Origin of the sequence: Streptomyces solicavernae, assembly GCF_029968095.1 — a bacterium.
GTDB classification, from domain to species: Bacteria; Actinomycetota; Actinomycetes; order Streptomycetales; family Streptomycetaceae; genus Streptomyces; species Streptomyces solicavernae.
Genome location: NZ_JASCIR010000010.1, coordinates 113,873 through 128,187, shown reverse-complemented (window position 1 = coordinate 128,187; position 14,315 = coordinate 113,873). Strand labels below are relative to the sequence as shown.

12 protein-coding genes and 2 pseudogenes are annotated in these 14,315 nt (G+C 73.9%); 7 read left to right on the top strand and 7 right to left on the bottom strand.

What is annotated here, in order from left to right; genetic code table 11:
• From QIS99_RS14630 to QIS99_RS14620, 3 genes and pseudogenes are all read right to left on the bottom strand, one after another.
• Entirely contained in the window at positions 1 to 1,038 is a 1,038-nt protein-coding gene (locus tag QIS99_RS14630; protein ID WP_282513725.1) for an aminotransferase class V-fold PLP-dependent enzyme, read from the bottom strand.
• A 169-nt stretch (positions 1,039 to 1,207) separates the two neighbouring features.
• Positions 1,208 to 1,693 (bottom strand): annotated as a pseudogene (locus tag QIS99_RS14625) (N-acetyltransferase family protein); the annotation flags it as partial.
• A gap of 66 nt (positions 1,694 to 1,759) precedes the next feature.
• Positions 1,760 to 3,181, bottom strand: coding sequence for an MFS transporter (locus QIS99_RS14620; RefSeq protein ID WP_282513724.1), 1,422 nt, complete (start codon positions 3,179 to 3,181; stop codon positions 1,760 to 1,762).
• 70 nt (positions 3,182 to 3,251) lie between these two features.
• Between QIS99_RS14620 and QIS99_RS14615 the strand changes: the two genes are divergently transcribed.
• Positions 3,252 to 4,280: a GlxA family transcriptional regulator gene (locus tag QIS99_RS14615; protein WP_282513723.1), complete on the top strand. Its 1,029-nt coding sequence runs from the start codon at positions 3,252 to 3,254 to the stop codon at positions 4,278 to 4,280.
• On the opposite strand, the gene QIS99_RS14610 is transcribed toward QIS99_RS14615, so the two are convergent.
• Positions 4,240 to 4,842 (bottom strand): DUF1349 domain-containing protein, encoded by a 603-nt coding sequence (locus tag QIS99_RS14610; protein WP_282513722.1) that lies wholly within the window; start codon positions 4,840 to 4,842, stop codon positions 4,240 to 4,242. The two genes, QIS99_RS14615 and QIS99_RS14610, sit on opposite strands and share 41 nt — an antisense overlap.
• Positions 4,843 to 4,847: 5 nt before the next feature.
• A complete protein-coding gene (locus QIS99_RS14605) occupies positions 4,848 to 6,377 on the bottom strand; it encodes an aldehyde dehydrogenase (NADP(+)) (RefSeq protein WP_282513721.1) in 1,530 nt (509 codons plus the stop codon).
• 176 nt (positions 6,378 to 6,553) lie between these two features.
• Here QIS99_RS14605 and QIS99_RS14600 point away from each other — a divergent pair, with 176 nt between their 5' ends.
• From QIS99_RS14600 to QIS99_RS14590, 3 genes are all read left to right on the top strand, one after another.
• Positions 6,554 to 6,931, top strand: coding sequence for an IclR family transcriptional regulator domain-containing protein (locus QIS99_RS14600; protein WP_282513720.1), 378 nt, complete (start codon positions 6,554 to 6,556; stop codon positions 6,929 to 6,931).
• Positions 6,931 to 7,413 carry a GNAT family N-acetyltransferase gene (locus QIS99_RS14595; RefSeq protein WP_282513719.1) on the top strand — a complete coding sequence of 161 codons (483 nt, stop codon included), beginning with the start codon at positions 6,931 to 6,933 and terminating at the stop codon, positions 7,411 to 7,413. Before QIS99_RS14600 ends, QIS99_RS14595 begins: the two co-directional genes overlap by 1 nt.
• A gap of 108 nt (positions 7,414 to 7,521) precedes the next feature.
• Positions 7,522 to 8,967: a peptidoglycan D,D-transpeptidase FtsI family protein gene (locus tag QIS99_RS14590; protein ID WP_282513718.1), complete on the top strand. Its 1,446-nt coding sequence runs from the start codon at positions 7,522 to 7,524 to the stop codon at positions 8,965 to 8,967.
• A 61-nt stretch (positions 8,968 to 9,028) separates the two neighbouring features.
• On the opposite strand, the gene QIS99_RS14585 is transcribed toward QIS99_RS14590, so the two are convergent.
• The gene (locus QIS99_RS14585; RefSeq protein WP_282513717.1) at positions 9,029 to 9,631 is read right to left on the bottom strand and encodes a TIGR03086 family metal-binding protein; all 603 of its coding nucleotides are present in this window, start codon (positions 9,629 to 9,631) and stop codon (positions 9,029 to 9,031) included.
• 174 nt (positions 9,632 to 9,805) lie between these two features.
• On the opposite strand from QIS99_RS14585, the gene QIS99_RS14580 reads away from it, so the two are divergent.
• From QIS99_RS14580 to QIS99_RS14570, 3 genes and pseudogenes are all read left to right on the top strand, one after another.
• A complete protein-coding gene (locus QIS99_RS14580; protein ID WP_282513715.1) occupies positions 9,806 to 10,570 on the top strand; it encodes a DeoR/GlpR family DNA-binding transcription regulator in 765 nt (254 codons plus the stop codon).
• Between the two features lie 105 nt (positions 10,571 to 10,675).
• Positions 10,676 to 11,911, top strand: a complete 1,236-nt coding sequence (locus QIS99_RS14575; protein ID WP_282513819.1) for a TerD family protein — start codon at positions 10,676 to 10,678, stop codon at positions 11,909 to 11,911.
• A 13-nt stretch (positions 11,912 to 11,924) separates the two neighbouring features.
• Positions 11,925 to 12,629: pseudogene (locus QIS99_RS14570) on the top strand (SDR family NAD(P)-dependent oxidoreductase); the annotation flags it as partial.
• A 55-nt stretch (positions 12,630 to 12,684) separates the two neighbouring features.
• Here QIS99_RS14570 and QIS99_RS14565 read toward each other — a convergent pair.
• Complete coding sequence (locus QIS99_RS14565; protein WP_282513714.1) at positions 12,685 to 14,166, bottom strand: hypothetical protein; 1,482 nt, start codon at positions 14,164 to 14,166, stop codon at positions 12,685 to 12,687.
• Positions 14,167 to 14,315: the final 149 nt, after the last annotated feature.

The following is a 14,315-nucleotide window of genomic DNA, read 5'->3' as shown; positions in this document are numbered from 1 at the left end:
TCAGGCCAGCGCAGCCAGCAGCCGGTCCACGTCCGCGCCCGAGTTGTACAGGTGGAACGCGGCCCGCAGGCTGCCCGCCCGGTCCGACACCTCGATGCCCGCACGGCTCAGCTCCGGCTGCCGGAAGCCGAGCCCCGGCACGGACACGATCGCCGAGCCCGGCGCGTCGACGGGCCGGTGCCCCAGCCGGGCGAGCCCCGCCCGGAACCGGTCGGCCAGCGCGGTGTCGTGGGCGTGCACCGCCGCCACCCCGATCCGCTCGACGAGGTCGAGGCCGTGCCGGGCGCCGACGTACGAGAGCAGGCTGGGGCTGACGTCGAACCGCCGGGCGGAGTGCGCGAGTTCGCGGACCGGCCCGTAGCAGCTGTCCCACGGCTCCTCCCCCGCGACCCAGCCCGCGAGGACCGGCGTGAGCGAGCCGAAGTCCTCCGGCACGACGAGGAACGTGACGCCGCGCGGGCAGAGCAGCCACTTGAAGGCGACGGCCACCGTGAAGTCGTCGCCGGAGGCGTCGTACGGCAGCCAGCCCGCGGACTGCGAGACGTCGACGAGCGTACGGGCGCCGTGGGCGCGGGCGGCGGCGCGGACCGCGTCGAGGTCGGCGATGCGGCCGTCGGCGGACTGGGCCAGGCTGAACGCGACGAGGGCGGTGCCGGGTCGGACGGCCTCGGCGAGCCCGTCGAGCGGGACGGTGCGGACCTTGAGGTCGCCGCGCACGTGGAACGGGTTGACCAGCGAACTGAAGTCGCCCTCGGGGACCAGGACTTCGGCGCCCGGCGGCAGGGAGGCGGCGATCAGGCCGGTGTAGACGGCGACGGAGTCACCGGCGGCCACGCGGGTCGCCGGGACGCCGACGATCCGGGCGAAGGCGGCGCGGGCGGCCTCCACGTCGGCGAACATGTCCCCGGCCCGCCCGGCCGCGATCGCCGCGACGGCGTCCTGCACGGCGCGCACCCCGTCGGCGGGGAGCAGGCCGCTGCTCGCGGTGTTCAGATACGTCGTCTGCGGTGCGAAGGCCGCACCCAAGAGGCTCTCCATGCCTCCACTCTGGGGGGCGGCCCAACCCCTCGTCCATTGCGCGTTGTTACGGGGTGGCCCCAAGCGGTGCTTATACGTCACCCTTGACCTGCGGAACCTCGCAGCCGCGGCGGCGCAACCCGGCATTCCCGCCGGGAGCGGCCCTTCCGCTCTCAGTGGGCGGTTCTCGGAGCCGGCGATGCATGACGTACAGCGCGACCCGCCCCCGCGTCGGATGCTCGAAGGCCTCGGGGACGGTGCCGACGACGGTGAAGCCGAGGGAGCGCCACAGCGCGAGGGCCGGGTTGGTCTCGACGACCGCGTTGAACACCATCGCCTCGTACCCGTCCTGCGCGGCCGCGTCGAGGACATGCTCGGCCAGGCGGCGCCCGATGCCGCGGCCGGTGTGCGCCGGGTCGACCATGAACCCGGCGTTGGCGACGTGCGCGGCCGGTCCGCCGTAGTTCCGCTTCACGGACGCGGAGGCGAGGACGGTGTCGGGACCGGAGTCGTCGACGGCCACGAACACCCGCCCACCGGGCGGCATCCAGAGTTCCCGAGCGGCGTCCTTCGGGGTGTCCCGGTCCCAGGAGTACGTCTCCCCGGCGCTCACGATCTGCTGCCAGAACGGCCAGATGCGGTCCCAGTCCTGCGCGACGGCGTCTCTGATGGTCAGCATGGACGCAGTGTCGCAGGGCGGGACGGCATGGCCGAAACGAGTTTTCCCGCGCGCGGGGCGGACTCAGGCCGTCTTTTCCCGTGGGGCGGGGCGCGGCCCGGACCGCAGCCACAGCGTCGCCACCGCCGTCACCGCCAGCAGCCCCGCGCTGATCAGCATGCTCGTCCGCAGCCCCGGCACGAACTCCTCGGCGAGCAGCGCGCCGAAGACCGCGATGCCGAGGCCGCCGGACACCTGCCGGGCGGCGTTCAGGACACCCGCCGCGACACCGGCGCGCTCCGCGGGGACGGCCTCCATCATCGCGGCCGTCAGCGGCGGGATGGTCAGGGCGCAGCCGAGGGCGAGCGGGACGAGGAGGAACGCGAGGTGCAGGGCGGGGGTGTCGGCGTCGACCGGGACGACGAGCAGGAAGCCGAGGGACGCCAGCGCCTGCCCGGCGATCATCGGCACCCGGGGCCCGTAGCGCCCCGCGAGCTTGCCCGAGGCGACGTTCGTCACCGCGATGAGGCCGGTCATCGGCAGGAACATCAGCCCGGCTTCGAGCGCCGACCGCCCCTGCACCTGCTGGAAGAACAGGCTGAACACGAAGACCACCCCGTAGAACGCGACGCTGCACGCGGCGCCCGAGGCCACCACGACGGCCACGGTCCGGTCGCGGAACAGGCCGAGCGGCACGACCGGGTGCGGCTGCCGCGACTCGACGTACAAGAAGAGCGCACCGGCGGCGAGCGCCACGGCGCCGGAGACGAGGCCGGTCGTGCCGCCCTCGATGACGGCGAGGGTGAGCGCGATCAGGGCGACGGCGGCGGTGAGCTGTCCGGGCAGGTCGAGCGGTGCGGGGCGGCGCTGCACGCGCGGCGCGCGCACCAGCAGGGCGAGGGCGGCCGCACCGAGCGGCACGTTGACGAGGAAGATGCCGCGCCAGTCCCAGGCGGTGGTGAGGGCGCCGCCCGCGACCGGCCCGAGCGCGAGGGCGACCGAGCCGCCCGCCGCCCACAGCGCGACGGCGCGGGCCCGCGCGGCGGTGTCGGCGTACGCCTGCCGGACGAGGGAGAGCGAGGCGGGCAGGACGACCGCGGCGCCGATGCCCTGGACGACGCGGGCCCCGGTCAGCAGGCCGAGGCTCGGGGCGAGCGCGCAGGCCACGGACGCGGCGGTGAACAGGGCGACGCCGATTCCGTACGCGCGGGTGGCGCCGGCCCGGTCGGAGAAGGCGCCGGTGGACAGCATGAGGGCGGCGAAGGCGAGGGTGTACGCGTCGACCACCCACTGCAGTCCGGTCATGCCGCCGCCCAGCGCGTCGCCGATGGCGGGCAGCGCGACGTTGACGATGGAGGCGTCCAGAGTGATCAGGGCGAAGCCGAGGAGCGCGGCGAGGAGGGTGAGGGCCGGGGAGGCGGTGGCGTGCGGGGGCCTGCCGGATGCGCCCAACTCGGCCCCGCTCAGGCCTGGTGGGGACTTCCCGGGAGGTGTGGTGACGGTCATGCGGCCAGCCTGTCGATCTTCGCGGCCGTACAGTAGTGGCCTGAATGCCATACGTCCGGAGGTTCTGGCCATGCGCTCGTCGTCGCCCCTGCCGGTGCCGCACCGGGTCGCGGTGATCGCGCCCTCGCCCGTGTCGATGTTCAACCTCGCCATTCCGGAGCTGCTGTTCGAGAAGGTCGAGGTGGACGGCCGTCCCGGGTACGAGCTCGTGCTGTGTACGGCCGATCCGGGCCAGGTCGTCACCACGGGCGGGTACGCGCTCCGCATCGACCGGGGCCTGGAGGCGGCCGCGGACGCCGACACGGTGATGGTCGCGGGCACCGGCGACCGCTACGCCCCGGATCCGCGGACCGTGGCCGTCGTGCGCGCGGCGGAGGCGGCGGGCAAGCGGATCGCGTCGATCTGCAGCGGCGCGTTCGTGCTGGCCGAGGCGGGGCTGCTCGAAGGGCGCGCGGCGACGACGTACCACGGTCTGGCGGCGGAGCTGCGGCGCCGCTACCCGTCGGTGGACGTGCAGGGCGACGTCCTCTACGTCCAGGACGGCCAGGTCATGACGGCCTCGGGGTACGCGGCGGGGATCGACCTGTGCCTGCACATGATCCGTACGGACTACGGGGCGGCGGTGGCGAACACGGTGGCCCGGCTGGCGCTGGTCGCGCCGGTGCGGCCGGGCGGCCAGACCCAGTTCACGCAGACGCCGCTGCCGCCGGTGCGGGGCAACGCGTCGGCGGACACCCGGGGTTGGGCGATGCGCAACCTGGACCGCACGCTCACCCTGGCCGACCTGGCGCGGCACGCGGGGGTCAGCGTGCGGACGCTGACCCGGCGGTTTCATGCGGAGACCGGGGTGAGTCCGCTGCAGTGGCTGCTGCATCAACGCATCGAGCGGGCCAAGGAGTTGCTGGAGACGACGTCATTGCCGATGGATCAGGTGGCGCGCGCCTGCGGGCTCGGTACGGCGGACTCGCTGCGGCAGCATGTGCACCGACGCACGGGGCTCACACCGTCCGCGTACCGGGCTGTGTTCAGTCGGCTTGCGCCCGGGGCGGGGGCCCGGCCTACGACCCGTCCCTCAGCGCCCCCAGCCCCCGCCCCCTGAACTCCACCCCGTCGAACCGCACCCCGCACCCCTCCCCCTTCGGGGACTGGGCGAGGAAGCCGGTCAGGGCGTTGCGGGCCGCCGTCTCCTCGCCCAGGGTGAAGACGCGGACGAACGTCCAGTGCGAGCCGTCCGCCGAGGCGTGGAAGGCGAACACCTTGCCCGTGCGGGCGATGCGGAGCCAGACCGCCTCCCCGGGCACCTCGAACGCGTTCGCGTCGTCCGAGTGGCCGCGGGTCACGACCGTGCAGACGTACGCCCGGTCCGGCGAGAGCTCAAGGCAGAGCTTGGCCCACTCGTGCTCGCCGACGTGCAGGTAGAGCACGCCCGCGTCCCCCGGCGCCCGCAGCTCGGCCCGTACGCGGGCGATCAGCTGGAAGTCGCCCTCGGGCGCGCCGAGCAGCCGGGGCGCGTCCGAGGCCGGAGTCGGCGAAGGAGCGCCGGGCGGGACGAACCGGTCCTGGCCCGCGCCCGCGCGGCCGGAGAGCACGCCGTCCGCGTACGACCAGCCCCCGTCGGGGCCGAACTCCCGCAGCGGGAACGGCAGTTCGGGCAGCAGCACCGCGCTCACCCCTCGACCCGGCGCGGCAGGCCGAGCGGGTTGGCGTCGCGCAGCTCGGGCGGGAGCAGGGGCTCGGGGGTGTTCTGGTACGCGACGGGGCGCAGCCAGCGTTCGACGGCCGTGCCGCCCACCGAGGTGGACGTGGAGGTGGTCGCCGGGTACGGGCCGCCGTGGTGCTGGGCGGGGGCGACGGCGACACCCGTGGGCCAGCCGTCGACCAGGACGCGCCCGGCGAGCGGCGTGAGCTCGGCCAGGAGTTCCGCGCCCCGGCCGCTCTCCCCCGCCGACTCGGCCGCCGAGAGGTGCAGCGTCGCGGTGAGGTTGCCGGGCAGGCGGGACAGTACGGCGGTGACCTCGGCGGCGTCCGCGTACCGGGCGACGACCGTGACCGGGCCGAAGCACTCCTCCAGGAGCAGGTCGTGCGCGCCCTCGGCGGCGAGCCGGGCCGCGGGCACGGTGAGGCAGCCGGCGCCGACGGTGTGCTCGCCGCCCGCGCCGGGCGTCACCGGGGCGTCCACGTCCGGGAGCCCGGCCCGCTCGCGCACCCCGTCGACGTACGCCGACCGCATCCGGTGGTCGAGCAGGACGCCCGCCTCGACCTCGCTGACCTGGTGGGTGAGGGACGCGACCAGGCGGTCGCCGGGCTCACCGACGGGGGCGAGGACCAGCCCCGGCTTGGTGCAGAACTGGCCGACGCCGAGCGTCATGGACGCGGCGAGCCCGGCGCCGATCTCTTCGGCGCGCTCGGCGGCTGCCGCCCCGGTGACGACGACCGGGTTCAGGGACCCCAGCTCGCCGTGGAAGGGGATCGGGTGCGGGCGCGCGGCGGCGGCGTCGAAGAGCGCGCGGCCGCCGCGCACCGAGCCGGTGAACCCGGCCGCGGCGACCAGCGGATGCCGTACGAGTTCCGTGCCCGCGTCGAAGCCGTGCACCAACTGCACGACGTCGCCGGGCAGTTGGACCCGCTCGGCGGCGCGGCGCAGCGCGTCGGCGCAGAGCTCCGCGGTGGCCGGGTGGTCCGGGTGGGCCTTGATCACGACGGGGCAGCCGGCCGCGAGCGCGCTCGCGGTGTCGCCGCCGGGCACGGAGAAGGCGAGCGGGAAGTTGGAGGCCGCGTAGACGGCGACGACGCCGAGCGGGACCTTGTAGCGGCGCAGGTCGGGCCAGGGCGGGGTCTGGGTGGCGTCGGCGCGGCTGATGCGTACGTCGAGGTAGGCGCCCTCGTCGACGATGTCCGCGAAGGAGCGCAACTGGGCGGTGGTGCGGGCGAGTTCGCCGGTGAGGCGGCCCGGGCCGAGGGCGGTCTCCGCGTCGGCGGCCTCGATCACGTGCTCGGCGCTCTCGTCGAGGAGGTCGGCGGCGGTGCGCAGGAGCGCGGCGCGGGCGTCCCGGCCGGCGAGTGCGGCCCGCGTGGCGTGGGCCGCGCGTACCGCCTGGTCGACCTCTTCCGCGGTGGCCTCCACGGCAACCTGCTCGCGTGGCTTCCCCGTTCGGGGATCGACGCTCCAGACTGGTGCGGGGGAAGGTGCTGCCACGGCCGGTTCCTCCTGGTGTGACCAGATGTGACTGTTGGTGCCGCCACGTGCCGGGATGCGGGAGTTTTCCGCCGGCGTGACCCCACCCACCAGGGCGTTCGTTATGGTGAACGGCGTCTCCGAGGGTGAATGGTGGATCGGAGGCTATGTCCAGGCGAACGAAGGGGTCAAGGGCGATGCCGGCTGCCGGGGCCAGCGGTGGGGCGCAGGTCAAGTCCGCGGTGCGCACCGTGGAGTTGCTGGAGTATTTCGCCGGCCGCCCCGCAATGCACTCCCTGGCCCGGCTCGACGGCGTCAACGTCGTCTACCTGGCCACCCGCCGGTCCCAGCACTACCTGCGGCCCTTCACCCGCGTCGGCCGCCGCCTGCCCGCGCACTCCACCGCGCTCGGCAAGACGCTGCTCGCCACCCACACCGACGAGCAGGTGCGCAAGCTGCTGCCCAAGACCATGGCGTCGCTCACCGAGAACACGGTCACGGACCGCGAGCAGCTGATCGAGGACGCGCTGTTCGACGCGCGCGAGCGGCTGACTCTCGCCACCCGGAGGCTCTGATGGAGCGCCCTTCGTACGAGGTCGCGCTGCGGCCGGTCCACGACAGCGATCTGCCGGTCTTCTTCCGGCAGATGAACGACCCGGAGTCCGCCCGCGTCGCCGCGTTCACCTCGCCGAGGACCGCGGACTGGGAACTGTTCCAGGGCCACTGGGACCGCATCCGCAACTCCTCGGACGTGGTGCGCACGGTCCTCGTCGACGGTGACGTGATCGGCAGCGCCGCGGTGTACGGCGAGCCCGGCGAGCGCGAGGTGACGTACTGGATCGACCGCGCCTACTGGGGCCGCGGCATCGCCACAGCCGCGCTGCGCGCCCTGCTCGCCGAGGTGCCGGAGCGCCCGCTGTACGGAAGGGCCGCCGCCGACAACGCGGGCTCGGTCCGGGTCCTGGAGAAGTGCGGCTTCGCGGTGACGGCCCGGGAGAGCGGGTACGCGCACGCGCGCGGCGCCGAGATCCCCGAGTACGTCCTGCGGCTGGACTGAGACCTTCCGCATACGGCGCCTCCCGCGTGGACCGGCCCGGATGAAGACTTCCTGAGAACCCGCCCGGAAGGGAACACCGGCCTCCTCCCGACACGTCACCCCTGTGGGATGAACAAGACGATCAGGCGCGCTTCGGTCTTCTCGCTGCTGCTCGTGCTCGCCCTTCTCGTGAGGGCGACGTGGGTGCAGTTCTACGACGGCGAAGCGCTCGCAGACAACAAGCACAACCGCCGGGGCGCGATCGAGCAGTACGCGTACCCGCTGGGCGACATCGTGGTGGCCGGCGAGTCCGTCACCGGCTCGGAGAGGACGACAGGCAGCGACCTCGCGTACAAGCGCACCTACACCGACGGCAAGCTCTACTCCGCCGTCACCGGCTACAGCTCGCAGGTGTACGGGGCGACCCAGCTGGAGGGCATCTACCAGGACGTCCTCGACGGCACCGACAACCGCCTGAAGAGCCCGGTGGACGCGGTGACCGGCAAGCACGCCGACCCCGGCAACGTGGTCACGACGCTCGACCCGAAGGTGCAGAGGGCGGCGTACGAGGCGCTCGGGGACACCAAGGGCGCCGCCGTCGCGATCGACCCGGGGACGGGCGAGATCCTCGGCATGGTCTCCACTCCCTCGTACGACCCGTCGAGGATCAGCGGGTCCACGGACGGGGACGCGTGGCAGGCGCTCACCGAGGACGAGGACAAGCCGATGGTGAACCGGGCGCTGCGCCAGCCGCTGCCGCCGGGCTCCACGTTCAAGCTGGTGGTGGCCGCGGCCGCCCTGGAGAACGGCCTGTACGACTCGGTGGACGAGCGCACCGAAAGCCCCGACCCGTACACGCTGCCCGGCACGAGCACGGTGCTGCGCAACGAGAACCGGGCGGCGCCGTGCGAGGACGCGACGCTCCGTACGGCCCTGCAGTACTCCTGCAACAACGTCTTCGCGAAGCTGGCCGCCGACCTGGGCGAGGACGAGGTGAACGCGACGGCGGAGAAGTTCGGCTTCAACGACGACGAGCAGGACGTGCCGGTGCGCGCCTCCGAGAGCGTCTACCCGGACGGGATGGACCAGGCCCAGACGGCGCTGTCCGGCATCGGCCAGTTCGACGTGACGGCGACGCCGCTGCAGATGGCGATGGTCTCGGCGGCCCTCGCGAACGGCGGCGAGCTGGTCGGCCCGCACATGGTGTCCGAGGTGACCGACGCCGACGGCTCGACGCTGCAGGACCTGCCCGACGCGTCCTCGCACCGGGTGGTGAGCGAGCGCACGGCCGCGCAGCTGACGTCCGCGATGCAGACGGTGGTGGACCGGGGCACGGGTTCCAACGCGCAGATCCCCGGCCTGACGGTCGGCGGCAAGACGGGCACGGCCCAGCACGGCGAGAACAACTCGAAGACGCCGTACGCCTGGTTCACGTCGTACGCCGAGGACGCGTCCGGCAAGCAGGTCGCCGTCGCCGTGCTGATCGAGGACTCGGGGGCGGCGCGGTCGGAGGTCAGCGGGAACGGGCTGGCGGCGCCGGTGGCTCGGGCGATGATGCGGGCGGCACTGGGGTAGTCGGTCCCGTCGGTCCCGCACCGTCGGCTCGGTGACCGCCGATCGCCCTCCGGGCGCGTCCTCAGCGCACGGACCAGCTCGGATCCCGGCCGGCCAGTCCGACCGCCCGGTCGAGGAGCGGTGCGTCCTGCGGTACCTCGACCACCGGGCCGAAGATCGTCCCGCGCGACTCCGGCTCCCGGGACTGGTCGAGGAGCCCGTACGCCGCCGCGAGACACGCCGGGTCCGGGGCGTAGTCCTGGCCGGTCGCGCGGGCCAGGTCCCAGCCGTGGATCACCAGCTCGTCGATCGCGACCTGCGCCATCACGGCCGCCGGCAGCACGACCCCGCCCGCCCGCGTCTCCCCCTCCCAGGCGGACGGCTCGCGCCAGGCCCCGGCCAGCTCGTCCAGGACTTTGGGCAGCTCGGCCCGCCAGTCGGGGCCGATGTCCGGGAGGCTGCTGCCCGGGTCGGTGTCGGTGGTCGGCCCGAAGTCCTTGCGGGCGGCGTCCCGGAACGCGCCGGCCAGGTGGGTGAGGTGGCCGAGGAGGTTCCGTACCGCGTAGTCACGACACGGTGTGACATCACTCAGGCCGGTGTCGTCGACCCGCTCGGCGAGGCGGGCGACGATCCGCGCCTGCGGGGTGAGGTCGACGATTCCGTCGCTGGTCGAGGTGTCGGCCATGGCGTGCTCCCTGGTTCTGTTCGGGTGGTTCTCCTCAGGGTGGACCGGCGCCGGGGCGCCAACTCATCGGTGTTCACCCGGTCCCCCACCTCAAACCTGGCCTCCACGGAACCCGCCCGGTACAAATCTTCCCAGGGCACCCGAACGGGCACCCTTCGAGGAGAGGAGCCACCCGTGAGTGCCGAGGAACGCCGGCGGGAGATCGTCAGGGCCGCCCGACGCGCGGGCAGCGTCGACGTCACGGCCCTCGCGACCGAGCTCGGCGTCGCCAAGGAGACCGTCCGCCGCGACCTGCGCGCCCTCGAGGACCACGGCCTTGTCCGCCGCACCCACGGCGGCGCGCACCCGGTGGAGAGCGCGGGCTTCGAGACGACCCTCGCGCACCGCACCACCATGCACGTACCCGAGAAGCGCCGGATCGCGGCCGCCGCGGCCGACCTGCTCGGGGACGCCGAGACCGTCTTCGTCGACGAGGGCTTCACCCCCCAGCTGATCGCCGAAGCGCTGCCGACGGACCGGCCCCTCACCGTCCTGACCGCCTCGCTCGCCACCGCGAACACCCTCGCCGAGGCGGAGAACGACACGACCGTGCTGCTGCTCGGCGGCCGGGTGCGGCCCGGCACCCTCGCCACCGTGGACCACTGGACGGCCAGGATGCTCTCCGGCTTCGTCGTCGACCTCGCCTACATCGGCGCCAACGGCATCTCCCGCGAGCACGGCCTGACCACCCCCGACCCGGCCGTGAGCGAGGTCAAACGGCAGGCCATGCGGGCGGCCCGGCGGCATGTGTTCGCCGGGATCCACACCAAGTTCGGGGCCGTGAGCTTCTGCCGGTTCGCGCACATCGGCGAGTTCGAGACGATCGTCACGGACACCCAGCTGCCCGCCGCCGAGGCCCAGCGCTACGCCCTGCGGGGACCCCAGGTCCTCCGCGTCTGACCACGCCCCGCGCCGCATACGACGGCCGAGGTGTTCGCCGTCAACCAGAAGCCGGAGTAAGGGAACGGTAAAGCGGGGTCGTTCGTTACCCGAGGCATGACAGCTATGACCCCCGGCTCGAACATCCCTCTCTCCACCGCGCGCGTGACGGTGGACGTCGCCGCCCCGGTGCGGCTCGACGTATCGGGCCTGCTGCTCACCGCCGACGGCAAGGTGCGCTCCGACGACGACTTCATCTTCTACAACCAGCCCACGGGCCCCGGTGTCACGTACCGGTCGGGCGGCGGCACCGCGCCCGACGCGATCACCGTGGACACGGCCGCCGTGCCGTCGGGCATCGAGAAGATCGTGGTCACCGCCAGCCCGGACGCCGCGGGCCAGACCTTCCAGGGCATCGAGCCCACGGCCACCATCAAGGACGCGGACGGCGCCACCCTCGCCACCTTCACCCCGCCGCAGCTGGGCGCCGAGACCGCGCTCGTCGTCGTGGAGATCTACCTCCGCAACGGCGCGTGGAAGGCCCGCGCGGTCGGCCAGGGGTACGCGAACGGGCTGGCCGGCATCGCCACCGACTTCGGCGTCTCCGTCGAGGAGGAGCCCGCCGCCCCGGCCGCTCCGGTCGCCGCGCCCGTCCAGACCCCGCCGCCCGCACCGGCCGCCCCCGCCCCGCCGGCGCCCGCGCGCGCCGTGGCGCAGACACCGCCGCCCGCTGCCGCAGCCCCGGCCGCGCCCGCAGCCCCGGCCGCGCCCGGCACCGGCACCGGCAAGGTCAACCTGGACAAGGGCCGCGTCAGCCTGCAGAAGAACCAGACGGTGTCCCTGGTCAAGGGCGGCAAGCCACTGCTGTCCCAGGTCAAGATGGGCCTCGGCTGGGAGCCGGCGTTCCGCGGCAAGGACATCGACCTGGACGCCTCGGTCATCGCGTACGGCCCGAGCCGCAACCACGTCGACAGCTGCTACTTCGGCAAGCTCGCCATCCTGGGCGGCGCCGTCAAGCACTCCGGCGACAACCTCACGGGCGAGGGCGGCGGGGACGACGAGGTCATCGTGGTCGACCTCGGCCGGCTGCCGCAGGAGGTCTCCGGCCTGGTCTTCACGGTCAACTCGTTCTCGGGCCAGAAGTTCAACGACGTCGCGAAGGCCTACTGCCGCCTGATCGACGCCGCCACGGACGAGGAGCTGGTCCGCTTCGACCTCACCGGCGCCGAGCCGCAGACGGGCGTGATGATGGCCAAGCTGATCCGCCAGTTCTCCGGCGAGTGGGAAATGACAGCCATGGGCGACTTCGTCAAGTCCCGCACGGTCCGCGGCATGGTGAAGCCGGCGGCGCAGGCGCTGTAGCCCCGCACAACCCGCGGTCGCCCGCGCCTTCGCCGCGAACGGGGACCGCGTCGCCGTGCACTACCACTCCCGCCGTACGCAGGCCGACGCGACCCTCGCGTCCCTCGACGGCACCGGTCACGTCCTCGTCGGCGGCGACATCTCCGACCCGGCGGGTGCGGAGCGGGTCGCCGAGGCGGCGTTCGAGGGGCTCGGCGGGGTCGACGTGCTCGTGAACAACGCGGCCGTCAACGTCCGCCATCCGCTGCCGGAGACGTCGTACGGGGAGTGGGCCGCGCAGTGGCAGCAGCACGTCGCCGTGAACCTGCTCGCCACCGCCAACCTCAGCCATCTCGCCGGGCGCCGGATGATCGGGCAGGGCACGGGCGGGCGGATCGTCAACATCGGCTCGCGGGGCGCCTTTCGCGGCGAGCCCGATCATCCGGCGTACGGGGCGACGAAGGCGGCGGTGCACGCGCTCGGGCAGTCGCTGGCGGTGTCGCTCGGGCCGTACGGGGTCGGGGTGGCGTCGGTGGCGCCGGGGTTTTTCGAGACGGAGCGGGTGGCGGCGCGGCTTGAGGGCGAGGAGGGGGCGGCGATCCGCGCGCAGTCGCCGTTCGGGCGGGTGGCGGGCGCGGAGGAGATCGCGGGCGCGGTCCGGTGGCTGGCCTCCCCCGAGGCGGAGTGGGCGTCAGGGACCGTGCTCGACCTCAACGGGGCGTCGCATCTGCGGACTTGAGCAGCGCTCAGGGGCGGAGCCGACGTACCGCCCCGCCCCTGTTTCCACCTGCGCGTCAGCGGTGGGACCGCGCCTTGAACGCCGCCTTGCGGGCCTCCTTGGCCACCTTCTTGTCGGGGTGCAGGCGACCCATCGCCTCCAGGACGTCCGCCGTGGCGGGGTGGTCGACGCGCCAGGCCGTGTCGAAGAACCCGCCGTGCTGCTGCGCCAACCCCTCGACCAGGCCCTGGAGTTCCTCGGAGTTGCCCTCGGCGGCGAGCTGTGCGGCGACCGTGTCGATGGTCAGCCAGTACACCATCGCCTCCGAGGGCGGCGGTACGTCGGCCGCACCGTGCTCGGCGAGCCAGACGCGGGCGAGGCCGCCCAGCTCCGGGTCGTCCAGGACCTCGCGGAGCGCCGGCTCGGCCGCGCCGCCGACCAGGGACAGGGCCTGCTGGCAGCGCAGCCGGCGCAGCGGCGCGTCCTCGTCGCCGCCGCGGGCCGCGGCCAGCAGCTCCCGTGCTGCGGGCAGGGGCTGGTTGCGGGCCAGCCACAGCTCCGTCTCGGCGCGGGCGGCGGGCTCCGGGAAGTCGGCGGTCGCGGCGAGCAGCACGTCGGCGCCCTTGTCCGCGAGGTCGCCGACCGCCGGGGCGTCGATCCCGGCGTCCAGCATGCGGGAGCGGACGCCGTACAGGCCGAGCGGGGTGAGGCGGACCATGCCGTAGCGGCTGATGTCCTCCTCGTCCGGGGCGAGTTCCGCGGGCTCCTCGCCGGCCTCGGCCATCAGCGCCTCGTCGACCGGGGTGAACTCGACGAGCCCGACCGGTTCGAGCAGCCGGAACTGGTCGTCGAGCCGCATCATCGCGTCGGAGACCTGCTCCAGGACGTCGTCCGTGGGCTCGCCCATGTCGTCCGGCACGATCATGGACGCGGCGAGCGCGGGCAGCGGCACGGGGGCGTCGGCGGGGACCTCCTCGGTGACGGTGAGGAGGTAGAGGTTGCCGAGGACGCCCTCCAGGAACTCGGCCTCGGCCTCCGGGTCCCAGCCCAGGCTGTCGAGGTCGATCTCGCCGCCCTCCTCCAGGGCGTCGACCAGGTCGTCCAGGTCGGGCACGACGGCGTCGGCGAGGACGGTGTCGAGGGCGGTGAGCCAGATGCCGAGGATGTCCTGCGGGGAGCCGGAGGTGAGCAGGGCCAGCTCCTCGCCCTGGGTGACGGTGGCCTCGGCCGCCTCGGCCGCCTCGGCCGCCTCGTCCTCCGTGTCGCCCTCCGTGTCCCCCTCCACGATCTCCACGAGCCCGGTGTCGACGGCCACGCGCCAGGCCTCGCCCGCGTATCCGGGGCCGTCCTCGTCGTCCGCCGGGTACCCGAGGTGGGCGGCGGCCGCGGGCAACTGTTCGTCGACGAGTTCACCGGCCGCCCCGACCCGGGTGTCCTCCCCAGCCCAGCGGGCGAGCCGCACGGCGCGGGCGAGCAGCGGTACGGCGAGCGCGTCGCGCGCCAGTTCCGCCTCGGAGTTCAGCCGCACCGGCGGCAGGGTGGGGCGTTCTGCGGACATGGGGTGGTTCTCCTCGGACGGTCAGGATCGGCGGCCCCCAGCGTAGACGGATTTCGCCCCGCGCAACCCGGTTCATGGCAGCTTCGGCTCCCCTTCGACGGGCGTGCACCGGTGAAGCCTTGACAACTCCCTTGGCCACACAAGAGATT

Coding starts and splice junctions, on each gene's coding strand:
- QIS99_RS14565 (WP_282513714.1), bottom strand. CDS start 14,166: ATGTCCGCAGAACGCCCCACCCTGCCGCCGGTGCGGCTGAACTCCGAG.
- QIS99_RS14600 (WP_282513720.1), top strand. CDS start 6,554: ATGCCGGCTGCCGGGGCCAGCGGTGGGGCGCAGGTCAAGTCCGCGGTG.
- QIS99_RS14595 (WP_282513719.1), top strand. CDS start 6,931: ATGGAGCGCCCTTCGTACGAGGTCGCGCTGCGGCCGGTCCACGACAGC.
- QIS99_RS14585 (WP_282513717.1), bottom strand. CDS start 9,631: ATGGCCGACACCTCGACCAGCGACGGAATCGTCGACCTCACCCCGCAG.
- QIS99_RS14590 (WP_282513718.1), top strand. CDS start 7,522: ATGAACAAGACGATCAGGCGCGCTTCGGTCTTCTCGCTGCTGCTCGTG.
- QIS99_RS14615 (WP_282513723.1), top strand. CDS start 3,252: ATGCGCTCGTCGTCGCCCCTGCCGGTGCCGCACCGGGTCGCGGTGATC.
- QIS99_RS14620 (WP_282513724.1), bottom strand. CDS start 3,181: ATGACCGTCACCACACCTCCCGGGAAGTCCCCACCAGGCCTGAGCGGG.
- QIS99_RS14575 (WP_282513819.1), top strand. CDS start 10,676: ATGACCCCCGGCTCGAACATCCCTCTCTCCACCGCGCGCGTGACGGTG.
- QIS99_RS14630 (WP_282513725.1), bottom strand. CDS start 1,038: ATGGAGAGCCTCTTGGGTGCGGCCTTCGCACCGCAGACGACGTATCTG.